The sequence below is a fragment of the Sinomonas susongensis genome (assembly GCF_005877005.1).
GTDB lineage: Bacteria > Actinomycetota > Actinomycetes > Actinomycetales > Micrococcaceae > Sinomonas > Sinomonas susongensis.
This window is the reverse complement of sequence record NZ_SSNH01000003.1, coordinates 140704-161732: the sequence shown is the minus strand read 5'-3', so window position 1 is coordinate 161732 and position 21029 is coordinate 140704. Positions and strand designations below refer to the sequence as shown.

The 21029-nt window shown below is 70.1% G+C and carries 17 protein-coding genes; 11 read left to right on the top strand and 6 right to left on the bottom strand.

Going from position 1 to position 21029, the window contains the following annotated elements; genetic code table 11:
• Window positions 1-10 precede the first annotated feature (10 nt).
• Window positions 11-211, top strand: coding sequence for a hypothetical protein (locus tag E6A21_RS05955; protein WP_138443229.1), 201 nt, complete (start codon window positions 11-13; stop codon window positions 209-211).
• A 129-nt stretch (window positions 212-340) separates the two neighbouring features.
• Here E6A21_RS05955 and purH read toward each other — a convergent pair whose 3' ends face one another.
• Window positions 341-2011 carry a bifunctional phosphoribosylaminoimidazolecarboxamide formyltransferase/IMP cyclohydrolase gene (gene purH / locus E6A21_RS05950; protein ID WP_138443228.1) on the bottom strand — a complete coding sequence of 557 codons (1671 nt, stop codon included), beginning with the start codon at window positions 2009-2011 and terminating at the stop codon, window positions 341-343.
• A 195-nt stretch (window positions 2012-2206) separates the two neighbouring features.
• Here purH and E6A21_RS05945 point away from each other — a divergent pair, with 195 nt between their 5' ends.
• The 4 genes from E6A21_RS05945 to E6A21_RS05930 all read left to right on the top strand — a co-directional run bounded on the left by E6A21_RS05945 (window position 2207) and on the right by E6A21_RS05930 (window position 5184).
• Window positions 2207-3355: a zinc-dependent alcohol dehydrogenase gene (locus E6A21_RS05945; RefSeq protein WP_138443227.1), complete on the top strand. Its 1149-nt coding sequence runs from the start codon at window positions 2207-2209 to the stop codon at window positions 3353-3355.
• A gap of 13 nt (window positions 3356-3368) precedes the next feature.
• On the top strand, window positions 3369-3947 hold the full coding sequence (locus E6A21_RS05940; protein ID WP_138443226.1) for a hypothetical protein: 579 nt from the start codon (window positions 3369-3371) through the stop codon (window positions 3945-3947).
• A gap of 89 nt (window positions 3948-4036) precedes the next feature.
• Window positions 4037-4492 carry a DoxX family membrane protein gene (locus tag E6A21_RS05935; RefSeq protein ID WP_138443225.1) on the top strand — a complete coding sequence of 152 codons (456 nt, stop codon included), beginning with the start codon at window positions 4037-4039 and terminating at the stop codon, window positions 4490-4492.
• 161 nt (window positions 4493-4653) lie between these two features.
• Complete coding sequence (locus E6A21_RS05930; RefSeq protein ID WP_138443224.1) at window positions 4654-5184, top strand: SRPBCC family protein; 531 nt, start codon at window positions 4654-4656, stop codon at window positions 5182-5184.
• A gap of 55 nt (window positions 5185-5239) precedes the next feature.
• On the opposite strand, the gene E6A21_RS05925 is transcribed toward E6A21_RS05930, so the two are convergent.
• From E6A21_RS05925 to E6A21_RS05905, 5 genes are all read right to left on the bottom strand, one after another.
• Window positions 5240-6052, bottom strand: a complete 813-nt coding sequence (locus tag E6A21_RS05925; RefSeq protein ID WP_138443223.1) for an ABC transporter permease — start codon at window positions 6050-6052, stop codon at window positions 5240-5242.
• Complete coding sequence (locus tag E6A21_RS05920; protein ID WP_138443222.1) at window positions 6049-7014, bottom strand: ABC transporter ATP-binding protein; 966 nt, start codon at window positions 7012-7014, stop codon at window positions 6049-6051. The genes E6A21_RS05925 and E6A21_RS05920 overlap by 4 nt, the downstream gene beginning before the upstream one ends.
• Window positions 7015-7053: 39 nt before the next feature.
• Window positions 7054-7665 carry a phosphoribosylglycinamide formyltransferase gene (gene purN / locus E6A21_RS05915; protein ID WP_138443221.1) on the bottom strand — a complete coding sequence of 204 codons (612 nt, stop codon included), beginning with the start codon at window positions 7663-7665 and terminating at the stop codon, window positions 7054-7056.
• 55 nt (window positions 7666-7720) lie between these two features.
• Complete coding sequence (locus E6A21_RS05910) at window positions 7721-9043, bottom strand: cell division protein PerM (RefSeq protein ID WP_138443220.1); 1323 nt, start codon at window positions 9041-9043, stop codon at window positions 7721-7723.
• A 142-nt stretch (window positions 9044-9185) separates the two neighbouring features.
• A complete protein-coding gene (locus tag E6A21_RS05905; protein ID WP_246036227.1) occupies window positions 9186-10343 on the bottom strand; it encodes an NADH:flavin oxidoreductase in 1158 nt (385 codons plus the stop codon).
• 91 nt (window positions 10344-10434) lie between these two features.
• Between E6A21_RS05905 and E6A21_RS05900 the strand changes: the two genes are divergently transcribed.
• From E6A21_RS05900 to E6A21_RS05875, 6 genes are all read left to right on the top strand, one after another.
• Window positions 10435-11661: an MFS transporter gene (locus tag E6A21_RS05900; protein WP_246036226.1), complete on the top strand. Its 1227-nt coding sequence runs from the start codon at window positions 10435-10437 to the stop codon at window positions 11659-11661.
• Between the two features lie 473 nt (window positions 11662-12134).
• Window positions 12135-13292 carry a glycosyltransferase family 4 protein gene (locus E6A21_RS05895; RefSeq protein ID WP_138443218.1) on the top strand — a complete coding sequence of 386 codons (1158 nt, stop codon included), beginning with the start codon at window positions 12135-12137 and terminating at the stop codon, window positions 13290-13292.
• Between the two features lie 28 nt (window positions 13293-13320).
• The gene (locus tag E6A21_RS05890) at window positions 13321-14658 is read left to right on the top strand and encodes a UDP-glucose dehydrogenase family protein (protein ID WP_138443217.1); all 1338 of its coding nucleotides are present in this window, start codon (window positions 13321-13323) and stop codon (window positions 14656-14658) included.
• 55 nt (window positions 14659-14713) lie between these two features.
• Window positions 14714-18151 carry a DEAD/DEAH box helicase gene (locus E6A21_RS05885; protein WP_171041283.1) on the top strand — a complete coding sequence of 1146 codons (3438 nt, stop codon included), beginning with the start codon at window positions 14714-14716 and terminating at the stop codon, window positions 18149-18151.
• A 258-nt stretch (window positions 18152-18409) separates the two neighbouring features.
• Window positions 18410-19090, top strand: coding sequence for a LysM peptidoglycan-binding domain-containing protein (locus E6A21_RS05880; protein ID WP_138443215.1), 681 nt, complete (start codon window positions 18410-18412; stop codon window positions 19088-19090).
• A 568-nt stretch (window positions 19091-19658) separates the two neighbouring features.
• Window positions 19659-20996 (top strand): FAD-dependent oxidoreductase, encoded by a 1338-nt coding sequence (locus tag E6A21_RS05875; protein WP_138443214.1) that lies wholly within the window; start codon window positions 19659-19661, stop codon window positions 20994-20996.
• Window positions 20997-21029: the final 33 nt, after the last annotated feature.

Genomic DNA, 21029 nt, shown 5'->3' with positions numbered 1-21029 from the left:
GAGAGAAACAATGTCACGCATCACGCCCGCCGAACTGGCCTGTGAAGAAGCCGAACTCCTCGTCGAACGCCACACTCTCTTCGGCGACTTCACCATCAACGTCGCCCCAGTCATCGCCGTGAATCTCGCGTTCGCGATCAACGCGGCGACGATCAACTCGACGGCCACCGCAAACGCGGGCCAGTGGATCACCGCCGTCCAGCACCACTGAATCCAGCACCACTGAATTCAGCACCACTGAGGAGGCCGTCCAGGGAAGGGCGGCTCATCCAGAAGAAGGCGACTACTGGACGAGCCCGGCCCTGGCCTGGATGAGCCCGGTCCTCCTGGTGAGGACCGCTCAGTGGAAGAAGTGCCGGGAGCCCGTGAAGTACATCGTCACACCGGCGGCCTTCGCGGCGGCGATGACCTCTTCGTCGCGCACCGAACCGCCCGGCTGGACGACGGCCTTGACGCCGGCGTCGATCAGGATCTGCAGGCCGTCCGCGAACGGGAAGAACGCGTCCGAGGCGGCGACTGCACCGCGAGACCGCTCCGGCGCCGAGGCTGCGTCGCCGCCCGAGGCTCCACCGGCAGAGTCCACCTCGGACTGCACGGAGACGCCCAGGGAGTTGGCGCGTTCGACGGCGAGCCGGCACGAGTCGACGCGGTTGACCTGCCCCATGCCGACGCCGACCGACGCGCCGTCCTTCGCGAGGAGGATCGCGTTCGACTTCGCCGCCCGGGAGGCGCGCCAGGCGAAGGCGAGATCGGCGAGGGTGGACTCGTCGGCGGCCTCACCGCTCGCGAGGGTCCAGTTGGCCGGGTCGTCGCCCGCCGCGTCGAGACGGTCGGATGACTGCACGAGCATGCCGCCCGAGAGCTGGCGGAACTCGGTCGGATAGCGGTCGTAGCCCTCAGGAAGCGCGAGGAGGCGGATGTTCTTCTTCTTGGAGAGGATCTCCACGGCCTCGGGCTCGAAGTCAGGCGCCACGACGACCTCGGTGAAGATCCCGGACAGCGTCTCGGCCATGCCCTTCGTGACGGTCCGGTTGGCCGCGACGACGCCGCCGTAGGCCGACACCGGGTCGCACGCGTGCGCCTTTCGGTGGGCGTCGGCGATCGGGTCCTCGGCACCGGGCGTTCCCACGGCGATCCCGCACGGGTTGGCGTGCTTGATGATCGCCACCGCGGGCTCTGCGAAGTCGAACGCGGCACGGAGCGCCGCATCCGCATCCACGAAGTTGTTGTAGCTCATCGCCTTGCCGTGGAGCTGGTCGGCCTGGGCGATGCCGGAGGGCGCAGCCTTGTCGACGTAGAGGGCCGCCTGCTGGTGCGGGTTCTCGCCGTACCGGAGCACCTCGGAGCGCTCGAGCGCAAGGCCCGCGTAGGCAGGCCATTTCACGGTGCCCTCGGCGTCCTCGTCGAGGAACTGGCCCGCCGTCCAGGTCGCGACCGCGGTGTCGTACGCCGCCGTGTGGGCGAACGCCTTCGCCGCGAGCCGCCGGCGGGTCTTGAGGTCGAAGCCGCCCTCGGCAGCGGCCGTCACGACCTCGCCGTAGAACGAAGGGTCGACGACGACGGCGACGGCGGCGTGGTTCTTCGCTGCCGACCGCACCATCGCCGGGCCGCCGATGTCGATCTGCTCGACGACGGCGTCGAGCTCTGCCCCCGAGCGGACGGTCTCGACGAACGGGTAGAGGTTGACGACGACGAGGTCGAACGCCTCGATGCCCATCTGTTCGAGCGTCTCCATGTGGGCCGGGACGCGCCGGTCTGCGAGGATCCCCCCGTGCACGCGCGGGTGCAGCGTCTTGACGCGGCCGTCGAGCATCTCGGGCGAGCCGGTGACCTCCTCGACCTCCTGGACCGGAATGCCGGCGGCGGCGATCCTCTTCGCGGTCGAACCCGTCGAGACGATCCGGACGCCGGCCGTATGGAGGCCCTTCGCGAGATCCTCGAGGCCGGTCTTGTCGTAGACGGAGATCAGGGCGCGACGGATGGGAACACGGTCAAGCTGGATCACGGTCACTCGTCTCTCTCGCGCGCGCCAGAACGCTGTCTGGGCAGCGACATGGGGCGCGGTGTGGGGGCAGTTCGGGGCCCATTCTATCGAGGGGCGCCGAGGATGGACCGCGCCGAGGGAGCGCGCATGTTTCCCCCCGCCCGGAAGGGGGATGACTCTCTGGCCGGAACCAGCCGAGAATGCGCGAGGAAGGCGGCTGCCATGCAAGCAATGGTCTATCGCGGACCCTACAAGGTCCGAGTGGAGGAAAAGGATATCCCCAAGATCGAGCACCCGAATGACGCAATCGTCCGGGTGACCCTCGCCGCAATCTGCGGATCCGACCTGCACCTATACCACGGAATGATGCCCGACACCCGAGTGGGAATGACCTTCGGCCACGAATTCATCGGGGTCGTGGAAGAAGTCGGGCCATCCGTGCAGAACCTGAAGAAGGGCGACCGCGTCATGGTCCCCTTCAATGTCTATTGCGGGTCGTGCTATTTCTGTGCGCGCGGCCTGTATTCCAATTGCCACAATGTGAATCCGAATGCGACGGCTGTGGGCGGCATCTACGGCTACTCGCACACGTGCGGCGGGTACGACGGCGGCCAGGGCCAGTTCGTGCGCGTCCCCTTCGCCGACGTCGGGCCCTCCCTGATCCCAGACTGGATGGACGACGAGGACGCAGTCCTCCTCACCGACGCGTGCCCGACCGGCTATTTCGGCGCACAGCTCGCCGACATCAGCGAAGGCGATACCGTCGTCGTGTTCGGGGCAGGTCCCGTGGGGCTCTTCGCCGCGAAATCCTCCTGGCTCATGGGTGCCGGCCGCGTCGTCGTCGTCGACCATCTCGACTACCGCCTCGAAAAGGCGCGCACGTTCGCCCAAGCGGAGACTTACAACTTCACCGAATACGACGACATCGTGCTCCAGCTCAAGAAGGACACCGAGTACCTCGGGGCGGACGTCGTCATCGACGCCGTGGGTGCCGAGGCTGACGGCAACCTGCTCCAGCACGTGGCCGCGGCCAAGCTCAAGCTCCAAGGCGGCTCGCCAATCGCGCTCAACTGGGCCATCGACTCCGTCCGGAAGGGCGGAACCGTCTCAGTCGTGGGCGCCTACGGGCCGATCTTCAGCGCGGTCAAGTTCGGCGACGCGATGAACAAGGGCCTCACGATCCGCGCCAACCAGTGCCCAGTCAAGCGACAGTGGCCGAGGCTCTTCGAGCACATCCAGAACGGCTACCTCAAGCCCAGCGAGCTCGTGACGCACCGGATCCCGCTCGAGCACATCGCCGAGGGCTACCACATCTTCTCCTCGAAACTCGACGGCTGCATCAAGCCGCTCATCCTCCCGCAAGCCGCCTGAGAGGCATTCCGCCATGCCCTACACAGCAGAGAAGCCGTACAAGAATCCTTCGCCCGACGAGCTTCGGGCCAGAATCCCCGGCTGGGGAGCAGACCTGGACCCACGCGACAGGCCCTCGGTCCCGCGGGAGAAGTACGACCCAGGCGCGACGGGGGCCCATTGGGACTTCCCGGAGCGCCAACCGGGGGGCGAATCCCGCGAACGCTCGCTCGAGCACAAGTTCGTCACGCCGGTCTTCGGGACCTCCGTGCCCCTCAAGGGGCTCTCCGGCGCAATCCGCAGGTTCGCGTACAAGCGATACAGCGAGGGCCGCGCCGCCCACTGGCTTCTGCTCATCGCCGGGGACCGGGTCGACGCCTGGGAGGCCCACGCGCGGTCGCTCGTGAGCAGGCAGCCCGACAACCCCGTGACCGAGACCGGGATCCTCGCCGAGGCGGGGCACCACCCCGTCTCGTCGCGCTTCCGGCAGAACCGCTCGGACGTCTCGCACATGTGGATGGATCCGCTCATCGTGGCCGGTCCGTGGCTTGCGGCGCCCGTCGTCGTCGTCCTCGGCATCCGCGCGGCGCTGCGACGACGACGGATCGCCTGATCGGGCAGCCGGGCACCCCCGGCTGACAATCCTGCCGCGCCTCCATAGGCTGGAGGCGCATGCCACAAGCCGGGAACGAAGGAGACACCATGGGATTTTCGCCGAGCCACGCCATCCTCCGCCTCGTCACGGGGGCCTATCTCATCAATTCGGGGGTCTCGAAGCTCTCGCTCGACGAGGAAACATCAGCTGCTCTCCAAGGGATGGCGGCCAACGCCATCCCGCAGGTCAAGCAGCTTCCGCCAGCGACGTTCGGCAAGGCCCTCGCCGCGGGCGAGATCGCCCTCGGGGGCGCCCTCGTGCTCCCCTTCGTGCCGACGAGGCTCGCGGGGCTCGGGCTCAGTGCCTTCGGTGCGGGCCTCGTCGCCGTCTACGCGAAGACGCCGGGGCTCACCGAGGCTGACGGCATCAGGCCGACCCAGGCCGGCGTCGCCATGGCGAAGGACTCGTGGCTCGCGGCCATCGGCGTCGCCCTGATGCTCGACCGCAAGCGCCGCAGGCCCATCAAGGTGGTCAAGGCCAGCGGCAGCTCCAAGCGACGCTGAGCGGGCAGCACGGGCCGTTGACCGCGTCGACGGCCCGTGCATACCGTGGACGCGTGCCAGCCTGGCACGGGTCAGGTCAAGCAATGGCCCCCGCCCCACTCCTCAAGGGGACCCGACCGCGGTCCCCGGTTCCGATGCAGCCGAGGCTAAGGAGAGTGCCCATGGCCACAGTCCATCAGTCCGTCGACGTCAGCGTCCCCGTTTCCCGGGCCTACAACCAGTGGACCCAGTTCGAGTCCTTCCCGGAGTTCATGGGAGGCGTCGAATCCGTCGTCCAGAAGGACGACAGGCACCTCCACTGGACCACCAAGGTCGGGGGCCAGACCCGTGAGTTCGACACGGTCGTCACGGAGCAGCAGCCCGACCAGCGGATTGCCTGGAACAGCGTCGACGGCGTCGAGCACGCCGGCGTCGTGACGTTCGAGTCGCTCGGGCCCGAGACCACGCGGGTCAACGTCGAGTTCAAGTGGGACCCGGATTCGGCGATCGAGAAGATCGGCGCGTTCTTCGGGGCGGACGACCTCCAGGTGCGTTCCGACCTCAAGAAGTTCAAGGAGTTCATCGAGTCGCGGGGCACCGAGACCGGCGCCTGGCGGGGCGAGGTGGACTCCGCTCCCCAGTCGGGCGAGGTCTTCGGCTCCGGCACGAACGCTGCCGGGACCGAGGGCGCCGATCCTGGCGCTGGGATCTAGACCCCAGCAGTCATCCAGACAGACGATTTGCCACCGCTGGATCCGGCGGGACGCCTCACGCGTCCCGCCGGATCCAGCGGAACGTCAGGCGGCTCAGCACGAGGCCCACGACGAGCCACACCGCCAGCCACAGGGCCACCCAGCCGAGTTCCCAGCCCTGATGCTGCTCCAGCACCTTGAACCCGTCGGGCAGGAACACCGAGCGCATGCCTTGGGCGATCCACTTGAGCGGGAACACGCTCGCGAGGTTCTGCATCCAGTCAGGAAGCATCGAGAACTGGAGGTAGACGCCCGAGATGAACTGCAGGACGAGGACAATCGGGACGACCACAGCGGTCGCGCTCCGGCTGCTCCTCGGCAGGGCCGAGAGCGCGATGCCGAGGAGTGCCGAGGTCACCGTGCCGAGCACGAAGATCCATGCGAATCGCCCCCAGGCATCCCACGCAGTGGGAAGCGCGACGCCGAACGCCAGGCGTGCGACGGCGAGGAGCATGGCGGCCTGCAGGACGCCGGTCACGAAGACCCTCCCGAGCTTGCCGAGGAAGTACGAGATGGGCGAGAGCGGGGTCCCGCCGAGCCGCTTGAGCGTGCCGTCGCCCTTCTCCCCCGCGATGTCGACCGCGAGGTTCTGGACGCCCGAGAGCAGGATCCCCGCCGCGAGCATGCCCGGAAGATAGTACGCCGCGACCGAGACGTGGTCCGGCGACCCGGGGCCAAGGCTGATGTCGCCGCGCGAGCTGAATGCGGCCGCGAAGATCCCCAGCATGAGCATGGGGAACAGGAACGTGAAGAACACCGTGTCCGGGGACCGGAAGTACCCCTTGGTCTCGTAGCCCGTGCGGGCGATCCCGTGCGAGACGACGCTCATGCCGGCTCGGCCTCCTTTTCGGGGTTGGACGCGTGGACAGGGCTGGACGAGTGGACCGGGTTGGACGCGGGCTCCCCGTTCGCCGCTCCGGCGCCCGCCGCTGACCCTGCCGCGTGGACGAGGGCCAGATAGACGTCCTCGAGGTTCGGGCGGATCACTTCGAGTTCCCGCGGCTCCCCGGCGAACCTCCGCGCGAGCTCCACGACGAGCTCCGCGGGCCGCTCGGTCCGCTCTTCACGCAACGCTCCGTCGTCGTCACGCCACCTCACCAACGGGACGCGGGCTTCCGCGCCGCCGAGCTCGTCGATGCGGCCGACGGCGACGAGCCGACCCCCCAGGATCACCCCGCCGCGGTCGCCGAGGCGCGCGGCCTCATCGAGGTAGTGGGTCGTGAGCAGGATCGTGGTTCCCTCGGTCTTGAGCTCCTCGATGAGGCTCCAGAACTCGCGGCGGGCCTCAGGGTCGAAGCCCGTGGTCGGCTCGTCGAGGAACAGGAGCTCGGGGCGGCCGATGATCGCCAGGGCGACGTCCACGCGGCGCTGCTGGCCCCCCGAGAGCCTGCTGATCCGGGTCTTGGCCTGCTTCTCGAGTCCGACGGCGGCAATCACGTCGTCGACCCTGCGGGGGTTGGGGTAGAACCGCGCGAAGTGCGAGAGCTGTTCGCGGACCGTGTATTGGCCGCTCTCACCCGAGGACTGCAGGACGATCCCCAGACGGGACTTCCAATCGAGCTTGGCATGGGCGGGATCGACGCCGAGCACGGTCACGTCGCCCGCGGTGCGGTGACGGTAGCCCTCGAGGATCTCGACAGTTGTTGACTTGCCAGCGCCGTTCGGGCCGAGGAGGGCGAAGGTCTCGCCCCATTCGATGTCCAGGTCGATTCCGGCGACGGCGGCCAGGCCACCGTACTCCTTGCGGAGCCCGCGCACGCGAACAGCAGGCTCGGAGGGATTCGTTCTCATACCTTGAGCATGACGCCCGCACGCCCGCAGCGGCACCCGTCAGAAGGCTGAAGTCCGCATCCCCCCATCGGATGAGGGCGCCGCGATCTCACCCACCGCTAGTCTGCGCAGGACGTCGATGAGCAGCTTCCGCTCGGCGACCTTGATCCGCTCGTGAAGGGACTCCTCGGTGTCGTCCGCCTCGACTACGACGGCCTCCTGGGCGATGATCGGCCCCGTGTCGACGCCGGCGTCGGCCCAGTGGACCGTGCAGCCGGTGACCTTGACCCCGTAGGCGAGCGCGTCGCGGACGCCGTGTGCGCCGGGGAAGGCAGGGAGCAGCGCGGGGTGGGTGTTGAGGTAGCGGCCGCCGAAGCGCTCGATGAAGTCCGCGCTCACAATCCGCATGAACCCGGAGGAGACGACGACGTCGGGGGCGTAGGAGGCGACCCGCTCGGTGAGGGCGGCGTCCCACTCGGCACGCGTCGGGAACGAGTTGAAGTTGACCACGAACGTCTCCAGGCCTGCGTCCTCGGAACGCTCGACGCCGTACGTGCCCTCGCGGTCCGCGCCGACCGCGGCGATCTCGACGTCGAGCTCCCCGTGCGTGACGGCGTCGATGACCGCCTGGAGGTTCGAACCTGTGCCGGAGACGAGGACGACGATGCGCATGGGTCCACGATAGGCGAGATCCCGGGGCCCCTCGGCAGCCTTCATCCTTCGGCGCTCATGCGTCGACGGATTGGGCCTGGGCGCGGGCGAGCTGGCCGCGCTCGAGCCAGGGAGCCAGCGCATAGCCCACGATCGCGCCCACGGCGACCTCGATCCCGAGCCACACGAGCATCGAGAGCGGATTCGGCCCGACAACGCTGTAGCGGCCGATTCCCGCGGACCCGCCCGAAAGCCACGCCGCCGCGGCTCCGAAGAGGCCGGCAACCGCCCCGATGAGGGCCCCGACGACGAGGGCCGACACAGAGGTGGAGAACCAGCGGGCCGGAACCTTGATGGAGATCCATTCGCCGAAGTGGTCCTCCCCTGCCCGTTGGAACCACCAGCCGCCGAGCACGCCGGCGAGGACCGGGAGCACGACGGCGGCAGCAGCCAGGGGCACGGACGACGTCGGCAGCCCGGCGAGGACCGGGATTGGAGGGAGCGGGCCGACCGCCGTCGCAAGGGCGCCCGCCTTCGAGCCAGTGCCGAGCATGATGCCCGCGCCCGAGGACCAGCCCATCGACCAGACGGCGAGATTCGGCAGGTAGCCCAGCTGTGCCACTGTCAGCGCGCCACCGCCCACGCCGCCCGCGCCGAGCGCCTCGTACACCGTGGCGACATCCGCCCAGCGGATCGCGATGTCAAGGGCCAGGAGCGCGGAGGCGAGCCCGAAGGCGGCGACGGCGGAAACGAACCCGGCCCGGACCACGGCCCAGAAATAGCTTCCGGCCCAGCGCGAGTACTGGCCTGTGCGCGACAGCCACTGGGCGGCGTCGACGCCGATGAGGCGGCTCCACGAGCCTGCCTCACGCCGCGCGCCGACCAAGAGCCCCAGGCCCACCGGGATGAGCGGGACCGACGCCGCAAGAGCAACGCTTGCGCTGATGGCACTCGTGCTGCACACGAATGCGGTGGCGAAGCCCGCAAGGGCGTAGAGCGCCGCCGCGCCGAGGAGGCCCTGCCACAGGCTGTCGGCGTACGACGCGCGGGCGAGCCGCCTGCCGGCGCGCCACGAGAGCAGGAACGGCATGAGGGCGAACCCGAGGGGGACGAGGCTCAGGACAGTGGGCGGTGAAGGTGCGGCTCCGCCGCCGGGCGCCTGCGACGCATCGCTGAGATAGAGCGGGACCCCATGGACCAGGAGCCATGCCTGCCCGCCGAGTCGGGCCGCGTCCGCGGGCTGCATCGGGCCGAAGCCGCCCGTGAGCCAGACGGCAGCAATGGGGATGAGCGCGGCCACGGCCGAAATGAGGACAGCCTGCAGGGCTTCCGCGGCTCCTTGGAGCCACAGAGGCATCGGCAGGCCGCGGATCCCGGACTGGTCGGAGCGCAATTTCATCGGGTCCCACTGTGCCACGGACCGCGCCCGACGCCGCTCAGGCACACCGTCCGCTGCAGAAGTCGCCCCCCGACGGGAGTCGCCCCCCGACGCACGGAGCGACGGGAGGCGACGGTCAGCTGGGAGTGCCGGGACGAGAGTGCTAGCTGAGGCTCTCGCGATCCTCGGCATGGAAGGGGCGGATCTCGTCGAAGCGGCCTTCGCGGACCTTCGCAACCCAGGACGGGTCGCTCAGGAGCACGCGCCCCACGGCCATGAGGTCGAACTCGCCCCGACCGAACTGCTCGAGGAGCGGCTCGAGGCCCGTGGTCTCAGCGCGGCCGCCGTCTTGGAACGCGACCTGGAATGCCTGGTTCAGGCCGACCGAGCCGACAGCGATCGACGGTAGGCCGGTGACCTTCTTCGCCCACCCCGCGAGGCCGAGCTGGCCGTCGGGACCCGCGACCTCGGGGAACGCGGGCTCCCAGTGGCGGCGCGTCGAGGCGTGGAACACGGAGACCCCAGCCTCTGCGAGGGCCCCGAGGAGCGCCTCGAGCTCGGCCGGCGTCTTGGCGATCCGGGCCGTGTAGTCGCCGGACTTCCACTGGGAGAAGCGGAAGATGACGGGGAGATCGGGGCCGACGGCGGCACGAACGGCGGCAGCGACCTCGACGGGGAAGCGGGTGCGGGCCTCGAGCGAGCCGCCGTAGAGGTCCTCGCGGCGGTTCGTTCCCTCCCAGAGGAACTGGTCGAGGAGGTAGCCGTGGGCACCGTGCAATTCGACGGCATCGAACCCGACCTCCTGGGCCGACGCTGCAGCGCGGGCGAAGTCGTCCCGGATGCGATCGAGTTCCGCGACCGTCGCCGCGCGCCCGCGAGCCACGCCCGTCGAGGAGATGCCCGAAGGGCTCAGGGTCGGAAGCCCGGGGTTGAACTCGGCATGGTCGCCCCGCTCGGCGCCGAGGTGCCACAGCTGAGGAGCGATGAGGCCGCCCTCGGCGTGGACAGCAGCAACGAGCCGCTTCCAGGCCGCGAGCTGAGGCTCGCCGAAGAGCCGGGGGACGCGGGTGCTGGGCCCGGAGTCCTCGGACACGTACACGCCCTCCGTGATGAGGAGGCCGACGCCGGCCGCCGCCCGCCGCGCGTAGTACGAGACGACGTCGTCCGTGACGGTGCCCTCGGGCGAGAACTCGCGCGTCATCGGCGCCATCGCGAAGCGGTTCGGAACGCGGAGTGGCCCGAGGTCTACGGGAGTGAAGAGGTCTGCGAGGGCTGCCGGATGGACCATTTCGGTCTGTTCGTCGGTGTGTTCGATGGTCATGCCAAGCCCAACCACGGGAGGGGTCCGATCATTTCTCGCGGGCGGGAGGTGTGGCACATGTCACAGGACGCAGCCGCCTAAACTCAGTCGGGTGAGGCTCCCCCGCACTGATTCCGCCCCGGCGAGCAGCGCCGTCGTGCCCCTCTACGCGGCGGGTTTCACGACGGCGTTCGGTGCCCACAGCATCGCGACCGCGCTGGGAGCGGAGAGCCTCGGCGGGTACGGCGGCGGAGGGGCATCGGGAGACCTCGGCCTCAACCTGCTCGTCCTCGGCGTCCTCCTTGCCCTCTACGACGTGGCCGAGGTGTTCCTCAAGCCCGTCTTCGGTTCGCTCTCGGACCGGATCGGACCCAAGCCCGTGATCGTGGGCGGGCTCCTCGGGTTCGCCGTCGCGTCCCTCGTGGGCCTGTGGTCGGGCCAGCCCCTCGTCCTCGCCCTCGCCCGCTTGGGGCAGGGAGCGGCCGCCTCGGCCTTCTCGCCCGCCTCGTCGGCGAGCGTCGCGCGACTCGCAGGGAAGGACACCGGCCGGTACTTCGGGCGCTACGGGTCATGGAAGGGACTCGGGTACGCATTCGGGCCGCTGCTCGGGGCCGGCGCCCTCCTCGTCGGAGGCTTCCCCGCGCTCTTCGGGGTGCTCGCGGCCCTCGCGGTCGTCGTCGCCGTGTGGGTCGCCGTCGCCGTGCCGCGGCTTGAGCCCCTCCCGCGGCCCCGCTACACCTCGGCGGACCTCGCGCGTCAGCTCACCGACCGCTCATTCCTCGGCCCGACGCTCGTGCTCGCCGGCGCGACGGGTTCGCTCGGCGCGGCCGTCGGCTTCCTCCCCGCGCTCGCGGCCCGGGCAGGCCTCGGAACCTTCGCGAGCGTCGCCGTCGTGACCGTCCTCGCCGTTGCGTCCTCGCTCGTCCAACCGCGTATCGGTCGACTGCGCGACGCGGGCCGCATCCGGGACCGCCCGGGCATGGCCGGCGGCCTCCTGGTGATCGCCCTCGGCGCCGCAGTGGCCTCCGTCCTGCCCCTCGCGGGCGAGCTCGCAGCCGCGGTGGCCGTGTACCTCGCGGCGCTCCTCATCGGCGGCGGGATCGGGTTCGCAACCCCACTCGCGTTCGCGCACCTCGCCGACGCGACACCGGCCGAGCGCATGGGGCGCACGATGGGCAGCGCCGAGCTCGGCCGTGAACTCGGCGACGCCGGGGGGCCTCTCCTCGTCGGCGCGGTTGCGGCCGGGACCGGGATCGGCTGGGGACTCGGGGCGCTTGCCGTCGTCGTTGCCGCCTTGGCCGCGGCTGCGCCCAAGAAGGCCAGCCTCCCGTCGTCCTGAGGGGGTAGCGGGGTTGCCCGGGTTGCCCGCCGGACTCCCCAGTTTCTCCCGCCGAACTCCCCAGCTTCTGTACCGATCTCCCCAGCTTCTGTACCGAACTCCCCAGCTTCCCTGCCGATCTCCCCAGCTTCTCGCCCGATCTCCCCAGCTTCCCTGCCGATCTCCGCAGCTACTGTTCTGCTTCGAGGAGCCAATCAGGACTCACCTTGCGTCAGATCCTGGAAACTCTGGCCTGATGAGGCCTTGGCCCCATGCGAAGCTGGGGAAGCCGACGGAAAAGGTGGGGAACCCGGCGCAAAAGCTGGGGAAGCCGACGCAAAAGGTGGGGAAGCCGGCGGAAAAGGTGGGGAACCCGGCGCAAAAGCTGGGGAAGCCGTAATTCCGGGGGTGCGAAGCCTCGCGTTAACCAAGCCTTCCCCTCGCTGTCACGCCGTTTCCGCCAGCGCGTCAGGCACGAGCGGAACCGTGGGAGCGTGAGGATTGCGATAGTCGCCGAATCGTTCCTGCCCCAGATGAACGGAGTAGTCCATTCGGTTCTGCGGGTCCTGGAGCACCTCCAGGAGCGCGGAGACGAGGTCCTCGTGATTGCCCCAGCCGGGGACTCGGGGATTGGGCCGGAGTACGTCTCGGGGGCACTCGTGCATCGCCTGCCGTCGATGCCGATGGTCGGCTACTCGAAGGTCCGCGTCGCCTTCGGCGCCGTCCCCAAAGTGCGCCGCATCCTCAAGCGGTTCGCGCCCGACGTCGTGCACCTCGCCTCGCCGTTCGAGCTCGGCTGGCGCGCCGTCCGTGCCGCCCACAGCCTCGGCATCCCCACAGTGGCCATCTACCAGACCGAGGTCCCCAGCTACGCGGCCCGGTACGGCGTGCCCTTCCTCGAGAACTGGGCATGGGAGCGCGTCGAGAGGATTCACCTGCTCGCTGACCGCACCCTCGCGCCGTCGACCTTCGCCCTCAACCAGCTGCGTGGGCGCGGCATCTTCGACGTCGAGCTCTGGCGCCGCGGCGTCGACACCCAACGCTTCAACCCGGCGAAGCGCGACGACGCGTGGCGGGCCGCAGTGGCAGGCCCCGCCGAGGGCGCAGCCGGCGGCGGGACCCGCCGGATCATCGGCTACGTGGGCCGGCTCGCCGCCGAGAAGCAGGTCGAGGACCTCCGGGTCCTCGCGGACCTCCCGGACACGCAACTCGTGATCGTCGGGGACGGACCGCTCCGCCCGACCCTCGAGGCCCAGCTGCCGACCGCGCACTTCGCAGGCTTCCAGGGCGGCGAGGACCTGGCCCGGATGGTCGCGAGCTTCGACCTGTTCGTCCACCCCGGCGAGTTCGAGACGTTCTGCCAGACCATCCAGGAGGCCATGGCCTCCGGTGTGCCGGTGGTTGCGACCGGGCGCGGCGGCCCGCTCGATCTCGTCGAGAACTCGAAGACCGGCTGGCTCTACACCCCGGGCAGGCTGGACGAGCTGCGTTCGTATGTGCAGGACCTCATCGGCGACGACGCGAAGCGAGCCGCGTTCGCCGAGGCCGCCCTGCGCAGCGTCCAGGGCCGCACGTGGTCCTCGATCTCCGCTCAGCTCGTGCGCCACTACGACGAGGTCATCGCGGCCCGTGCGTCGCTGGCCGTGCGCTGAGCCCACCAACTTCCTCGAAAGGAACCCCATGAAGATCTCGGTCATCGGATGCGGCTACCTCGGTGCCGTCCACGCCGCCACCCTCGCCTCGATGGGCCACGAGGTGGTGGGCGTCGATACCGATGCCGAGAAGGTGGGGCACCTCGCTCGCGGCTTCGCACCGTTCTTCGAGCCCGGCCTCGAGGAGCTCCTCGCCGACGGCCGTGCGAACGGACGCCTCACCTTCACGACCGACATGGACCTCGTCGCGGCGTGCGAGGTGCACTTCCTGTGCGTGGGCACGCCCCAGTCGAAGACCAGCGAGCTCGCTGACCTGACGTACCTCGAGGCCGCCACCCGCTCGCTCGCGGCCCGCGCGAAGGCGGGCTCCGTCGTCGTCGGCAAGTCCACTGTCCCGGTGGGGACCGTCCACCGGGTGCGGGCCTGGCTCGCCGAGGCCGGCGTCGAGCTCGCATGGAACCCCGAGTTCCTGCGGCAGGGTACGGCGGTCAAGGACTCGCTCGTGCCGGACCGCCTCGTGTACGGGGTGGACGACGCCGACCCTGCAGCCCCCGCTGTGCTCCGCGACCTCGACGAGGTCTACGCGCCGCTCCTGCACGCCGGCGTGCCGCGCATCGTGTGCAGCTTCGCGACCGCCGAGCTCATCAAGTCGGCCGCCAATGCGTACCTCGCTACGAAGCTCTCGTACATCAACGCGATGGCCGAACTGTGCGACGCGGCGGGCGCCGACGTCACGCAGCTCGCCGCCGCGATGGGCCTCGACCCCCGGATCGGCCATCGCTACCTCGCCGCCGGACTGGGGTTCGGCGGCGGTTGCCTCCCGAAGGACATCCGCTCGTTCCGGGCCCAGGCCCGCGAGCTCGACGTGAACTCCGTGGACGAGTGGATGGGCCTCGTCGACTCGATCAACGTGGGACAGCGGGCGCGGGTGGCAGAGATCGCCGCCGAGCTGTGCGGCGGGTCGGTCGGCGGGCGGCGGATCGCCATCCTCGGCGCGGCCTTCAAGCCCGACACCGACGACATCCGGGACTCCCCCGCGCTCGACGTAGCGCTGCGGCTCGTGGAGTCGGGCGCGCACGTCGTCGTCACCGATCCCAAGGCGATCAACAACGCCGGGATGCGGTACCCGCAGCTCCAGTTCGAGGAAGAGCTCACGGCCGCCTGCGAGGGCGCGGAGCTCGTGCTGCTCCTGACGGAGTGGGCGGAGTACCGGGCGCTGAGCCCGGACGCTCTCGCCGAGATCGTTGCGCGGCCCGTCGTGGTCGACGCGCGGAACGTCCTCGACCGGGACGCCTGGCATGAGGCCGGGTGGACGGTGCGCGGGCTCGGCACGGGGGCGCCGCTGGCCGAGGCCTCGGTGCGATAGCCGCGCTTCCGGACGCGGGCCCAGGAGTGTCGAGGGCGCGTGGGAGGATTGCATCGTGCCCTTCTCCCCCGCTGACGAGCCAGCTCCGGACGAGCTCGCCCCGGACGGGCGGGCGAGCAGCGGAACACGGCCAGCAGACCTGCCGATGGTCGACGTCCACGGACTGGTGCGCGCCGTCGGCCCCTCCACTCTGGCCCGCGCGACGGCGTACTCGCGAGGCGGGCACGTTCTGAGCTTCGACTGGAACGCGGAGCGCGGGGAGCTCAGAGCGGAGGTCCAGGGCAGCGAATCCGAGCCCTACGAGTGCGTCGTGCGCATCCGCCAGGCCCCCGGACGCGACCTGTACGAGGGGGGCTGGTGCACGTGCCCCGTCGGAAGCGACTGCAAGCACATGCTCGCCGCCGTCCTCGCCGCCAACGAGCAGACCGTCCGCGCCCGCATGGGCGTCGCGACGCCCGTCCCCGCCTCCCGGACCAAGCAGCCCGCGTGGCGCACCGCGCTGGCCGAGATCCTCGCGCCGGCAGGTTCCACGGCTGGTGCAGGCCAGCGGACGCGGCTGGGACTCCAGTTCGAACTGCGGGACCTCGACGCGCAGAAGCGGAAGAGGTACGGGCTCGAATACGCGAGGCAGCACCGTGAGGGCTTCAAGCTCGCTGTCCGTCCAGTGAGCAAGGACCCGCGGAGCGGGCGATGGAACCGTGGGGGCCTCAGCTGGTCGACGTTCGGGCGCCGGGACCAGGCGGGAACCTTCGAACCCGCCCAGTTCCGGGTCCTCCAGCAGATCCAACCGCTCCAGCTTGCGGACGGCGGCAACTACTGGCGTCCCAACGACCCCTGGATCTACGTGGACGACTTCAACAGCCCCCTCTGGTGGACCGTCCTGAAGGATGCCGCCGCGGCTGGTATCGAGCTCGTGGGTTCGAAGAACTCGGTGCAGGTCTACGTGGCGGGCGTGGCGGAGGTGAGCGTCGACGTGCGGGCGGCGGACGACGGCGCACTGTCCGTCGCGCCGTCCCTCGCCTTCGACGGCGAGGAGGTTCCGGCGTCGTCGGCCGGCCCGATCGGCGACCACGGGGCGTACGCCGCGGTGCGGAACGGGAAGGACGAGCTCATCGTGCTCGCCCCGGCCTCGCATCTGCTCACCGATCGCGAGCGCGCGCTCCTCCGGCAGCGCGAGCCGATCCTGGTTCCGGACGAGGATCGGGACATGTTCTTCGGCGAGCTGTACCCAGACCTGGCGCGGACCCTCGCCGTCGCGAGCGGCGACGGCAGCGTGGAGCTTCCGCCGGTCGAGCCGCCGGTGCTCGTGCTCACGGCGACGTTCGAGCCGCGGGACCGCCTGCGTCTCGCGTGGCACTGGGAGTACCGGACGGGCGACGACGTGCGGCAGCTCCCGCTCTACTCGGCACCCGGCGAGCGGCACGCGAGGGACGAGACCGCGGAGGCCGGCGTCGTCGGCCGCGTGGCGGACGCCCTCGCGGACAGCGCGCTGGGCCCACGCGGGCAGGGAGGCCATAGGGCGCTCGGTGACGCGACCCTCGCGGATCTCGACGCGGCCGACTTCGCGGAGCGGACTCTTCCAGAGCTGAGGAAAATCGAGGGGCTCGAGGTCGTCCTGCGGGGTGAGAAGCCGGACTACCGGCGGCTCGACGGGGCGCCCGAGCTCGTGCTGAGCGCGGTCGAGAGCGACAAGCGGGACTGGTTCGACCTGGGGCTCATGATCACTGTCGAGGGACGGCAGGTCGCGTTCCAGGACGTCTTCGTGGCGCTCGCCCGCGGACGCACCAAGATCATGCTTCCGGACAAGTCGTGGTTCCGGATCGATACACCGGAGATCCTGCGCCTCAAGGAGATCATCGAGGCCTCGCACGAACTGCGGGAATGGAAGGCCGAAGGCGGGGCGCCGAAGCCCCCGCGGCTGAGCCTGTACCAAGCCGGCCTGTGGGACGAGATCGCCGAGCTCGCAGGCGAGACGGTCGAGCCGCCACGCTGGCGGGAGACTGTCCGGGGGCTCCTCGAACCCGGGGCCCTCGACCCGGTCCCCGTCCCGAAGGGCCTCGCCGCCGAGCTGCGTCCGTACCAGCACGAGGGGTTCGAGTGGCTCGCGTTCCTGTGGCGCCACGGCCTCGGCGGCATACTCGCCGACGACATGGGCCTCGGGAAGACGCTGCAGACGCTCGCACTGCTGCTCCACGCGCGGGAGGCCGGCTCGCGGGAGCGGGTTGGGGCCGCCGGGCGGGCGTCCGACGACGGCGCGGCACCGTTCCTCGTCGTCGCGCCGACCTCGGTTGTCCCCAACTGGGCAGCTGAAGCCGAGCGCTTCGCGCCATCGCTCCGGACCGTCGCGATCACGGACACCGAGGGGACGGCGGGCCTGCCCCTCGCGGAAGCCGTGGCCGGGGCCGACGTCGTGGTCACGAGCTACGCCCTGTTCCGTCTCGACGCTGACGCCTACTCCTCGCTCCCGTGGGACGGTCTCATCATGGACGAGGCCCAGTTCCTCAAGAACCGCGCGACGAAGGCGCATCAGTTCGCGCGGGACCTCGAGACCCCGTTCAAGCTTGCCCTGACCGGGACACCGCTCGAGAACAACCTGATGGAGCTGTGGTCGCTGTTCGCGATCGTCGCGCCGGGGCTGTTCCCGGGCTCAAGCGTCTTCGCGCAGGACTACGCGCGTCCGATCGAGAAGAACGGCGATGCCAAGCGCCTCGCCCAGCTGCGGCGCCGGGTCCGGCCGCTCATGCTCCGCCGCACGAAGGAGGCCGTGGCGTCCGAGCTCCCGGAGAAGATCGAGCAGCGGCTCGACGTCGACCTCGCACCGCGGCACCGGCGACTCTACGAGCAGTACCTCCAGCGTGAACGCGAGAAGGTGCTCGGCCTAGTCGAGGACCTCGACCGCAACCGTTTCATCGTCTTCCGCTCGCTCACGCTCCTGCGTCTCATGGCACTCGACCCTGCGCTCGTCGATCCGGCCCTCGAAGGGGTCTCCCCTGCCAAGCTCGACGTCCTGCTCGAGCAGCTCGACGACATCATCGCCGAGGGCCATCGCGCCCTCGTGTTCAGCCAATTCACGTCATTCCTCCGGAAAGCCGCTGAACGTCTCGACGCGGCCGGTCTCCCCTACGCCTACCTGGACGGGTCGACGAAACGGCGCGGCGACGTCGTCCGCTCGTTCAAGGAAGGCGACGCCCCCGTCTTCCTCATCTCGCTGAAGGCCGGCGGCTTCGGGCTCAACCTGACGGAGGCCGACTACTGCTTCCTCCTCGATCCGTGGTGGAATCCCGCTGCCGAGGCGCAGGCCGTGGACCGCGCGCACCGCATCGGGCAGGAGCGTGCCGTCATGACGTATCGCCTCGTCGCGAAGGGGACCATCGAGGAAAAGGTCATGCAGCTCAAGGAGAAGAAGGCGGCCCTCTTCACCTCCGTCCTGGACGATGACGCGATGTTCGCCTCTGCACTTACAGCAGATGACGTCCGAAGCCTGATCGGGTGAACCCTCGATCACGATTTGGCAACGAAGGATTTGTACTCTAGGGTAGGTCAAGGTTCGGTAACGGACCGCCCGATCCAGCGGGCACAACGCCGAGGCATAACGCGCCGTCGGCTGCATATGCCGGGTACTGCCGTCCACCGTTCGCCGCCGTTTGCGCAGTCACCATCGTCCTGACCTCGAACTGTCAGGGACCGGCGGCGCGCGAAGACTTCCGGGGACGGAATGAGTGTCGGTGGAGTCCCGAGCATCTGAGAACCCATGAAGAAGACCTTCAAAACTGCTGCACGTCGTTCTCTCGCCCTCGCCGCCATCTCCGGTGCTGCCATTGGCGGCGCCGCCCTCGCGGCCCCTGCTGCCAATGCGGCCAGCACGTCCACTTGGGACGCGATCGCCCAGTGCGAGTCTGGCGGCAATTGGGCCATCAACACCGGCAACGGCTACTACGGTGGCCTCCAGTTCACGCTGAGCACCTGGCAGGCCTACGGCGGCACCGGGATGCCGAACCAGGCATCCAAGGCGACCCAGATCTCCGTGGCCGAGCGCGTCCTCGCGAGCCAGGGTTGGGGCGCATGGCCTGCCTGCTCCGCGAAGCTCGGGCTCTCCGGCACCGCCGGTGCCAACCCGACGCCCATCCAGGTGACCCCGGCCCAGACCGCTCCGGTCCAGGCTGCTCCTGTGCAGGCTGCGCCCAAGGCCGCCGTCGCCCCGCAGGCTGCTCCGGTCCAGGCCGCCCCGGTCCAGGCCGCTCCTCGCCACGTCGCTCAGGTTCCCGTCTCGGGCCAGACCTACACGGTCAAGGCCGGCGACACCCTGAGCGCCATCGCCCAGCAGCTCGGCGTGACCGGCGGCTGGGAGAGCCTCGCTGACGCCAACGCAAGCGTCATCGCCAACCCGAACCTGATCTTCCCGGGCCAGGTTCTCCAGCTCCCGGCCCAGTAAGGCCACGAACGGTCAGTCGAGTGGCCCGGTAAACCACCGGACTGCTCGACTGCCACACACTCACGGCGAACGCCGCATCGGCCGCGACCGTCCAACCAGGACGGGCGTGGAAGGTGCGGCGTTCGCTGCGTTCCGGGGCGGCTTCGGTGCTTCCCTGCGCCGGCGTCCCCAGCTTCTGCGCCGCCGTCCCCAGCCCCCGCGCCGTCCTCCCCAGCTTCTGCGCCGCCGTCCCCAGCTTCTGCGCCGTCCTCCCCAGCTTCTACGCCCCTGACGGTGATGTCCTCCGGCGTGTCGCGGCCGCGGCCGGCGGGTCGCGTCTGGCGTGGCGCAAATCCCGGGGAACTCGGCTTGAGAAGTGGGGAGATCGGTTTTGATTCTGGGGACGACGGCAGAAATTTTGGGGACGACGGAAGAACAGACCGCCGCAGCGGAACCGGGGTCGCGCTCTCGTAGGGAGGGGCATCGTCGGGAGGGACATCGTCGGGAGGGGCATCGTCGGGTCGCGCTCTCGTAGGGAGCTCTCGTCGGGAGGGGCATCGTCGGGAGGGCCATCGCTAGGCTTGGGGCCATGGCTGCGATCGACCGCACGCGAGTCGCCATCGCCGGTGGTGGCCCCGCCGGCATGTTCCTGGGCCTCCTGCTCGCGCGGGGCGGGGTCGAGGTGACGGTCCTCGAGAAGCACGCCGATTTCCTGCACGACTTCCGCGGCGACACGGTGCATCCCTCGACGCTCACGCTGCTCGACGAGCTCGGCCTCGGGTCCGCGTTCGAGGCGCTCCCCCAGCGCCGCATCGACTCGGTGGGCGCTGATCTCGACTCCGGCCCCGCCCAGATCGGCGACCTGTCCCGGCTCCGCGGGCCCCACAACTACATCGCGCTCGTCCCGCAGTGGGACCTCCTCGAACTGCTCGCCGAGGCTGCGGGCAGTGAGCCGAGCTTCCGGCTCCTGCGGCAGGCCGAGGTCACGGGCCTCCTTCACGAGCGGCCTCCAGGGAACGTGGCAGACGACGGCGGCGCAGGCAGCCGGCGCGTCACCGGCGTCGTGTGGCAGGACCGCTCGGAAGCTGCCGAGCGTGGCCCGGACGGTGGGACGGCGCACGAGCTCGAGGCCGATCTCGTGGTGGCGTGCGACGGCCGCGGGTCGGCGGTCCGCGCTGCGGCCGGCCTCGCGCCCACGGCGTTCGGCGTGCCGATGGACGTGTGGTGGTTCCGGGTCCCCCGCGAACCCTCGGATCCGGAAGGCGCGCTCGGGAGGATTCACCGCGGGCAGTTCATGATCATGATCGACCGGGGCGACTACTGGCAGTGCGGCTACGTGATCCGCAAGGGTTCCGATGCCGTGCTCCGCTCGGAGGGGATTGCTTCCTTCCGGGAGCGCCTGGCCCAGGCCCAGCCGTGGCTCGCCGGCCGCCTCGAGGAGGCCCCGGCGTCGTTCGACGACGTCAAGCTGCTCGACGTGCGGCTCGACCGCCTCGCCCGCTGGCACCTCCCGGGGTTCCTTGCGATAGGGGACGCCGCCCATGCGATGAGCCCGGTCGGAGGGGTCGGGATCAATCTTGCGGTTCAGGACGCAGTCGCGGCTGCACGCATCCTGCGTCCTGCACTCGCAGGCGGCGGCCCCGTGCCCGAGGCGGTGCTGCAGAGCGTGCAGCGGCGACGCTGGTGGCCGACCGTCCTCATCCAGGGGTTCCAGCAGTTCGCCCACAGGGCCGTGGTGGGCAAGGTGCTGGACGACGGCGCCGCTCGCGACGGGGATGCCGCTCGCAAGCCGGACTGGACGGTTTCGGGCCAGACGCCCCTCCCCCTGCGGGTGCTCGATGCCCTGCCCGCGCTCCGCGTGGTCCCCGCGCGGCTCGTGGGGATCGGGCCGCTTCCCGAGCACGCCCCTCGCTGGGCCCGCCGCTGACCGTGCCCGGGTCTCGCCGATCGCCGTACACTC

Coding starts and splice junctions, on each gene's coding strand:
- E6A21_RS05905 (WP_246036227.1), bottom strand. CDS start 10,343: ATGACCATCGAACACACCGACGAACAGACCGAAATGGTCCATCCGGCA.
- purN (WP_138443221.1), bottom strand. CDS start 7,665: ATGCGCATCGTCGTCCTCGTCTCCGGCACAGGTTCGAACCTCCAGGCG.
- E6A21_RS05880 (WP_138443215.1), top strand. CDS start 18,410: ATGAAGAAGACCTTCAAAACTGCTGCACGTCGTTCTCTCGCCCTCGCC.
- E6A21_RS05890 (WP_138443217.1), top strand. CDS start 13,321: ATGAAGATCTCGGTCATCGGATGCGGCTACCTCGGTGCCGTCCACGCC.
- E6A21_RS05940 (WP_138443226.1), top strand. CDS start 3,369: ATGCCCTACACAGCAGAGAAGCCGTACAAGAATCCTTCGCCCGACGAG.
- E6A21_RS05925 (WP_138443223.1), bottom strand. CDS start 6,052: ATGAGCGTCGTCTCGCACGGGATCGCCCGCACGGGCTACGAGACCAAG.
- E6A21_RS05910 (WP_138443220.1), bottom strand. CDS start 9,043: ATGAAATTGCGCTCCGACCAGTCCGGGATCCGCGGCCTGCCGATGCCT.
- E6A21_RS05955 (WP_138443229.1), top strand. CDS start 11: ATGTCACGCATCACGCCCGCCGAACTGGCCTGTGAAGAAGCCGAACTC.
- E6A21_RS05935 (WP_138443225.1), top strand. CDS start 4,037: ATGGGATTTTCGCCGAGCCACGCCATCCTCCGCCTCGTCACGGGGGCC.
- E6A21_RS05920 (WP_138443222.1), bottom strand. CDS start 7,014: ATGAGAACGAATCCCTCCGAGCCTGCTGTTCGCGTGCGCGGGCTCCGC.
- E6A21_RS05875 (WP_138443214.1), top strand. CDS start 19,659: ATGGCTGCGATCGACCGCACGCGAGTCGCCATCGCCGGTGGTGGCCCC.
- E6A21_RS05945 (WP_138443227.1), top strand. CDS start 2,207: ATGCAAGCAATGGTCTATCGCGGACCCTACAAGGTCCGAGTGGAGGAA.
- E6A21_RS05930 (WP_138443224.1), top strand. CDS start 4,654: ATGGCCACAGTCCATCAGTCCGTCGACGTCAGCGTCCCCGTTTCCCGG.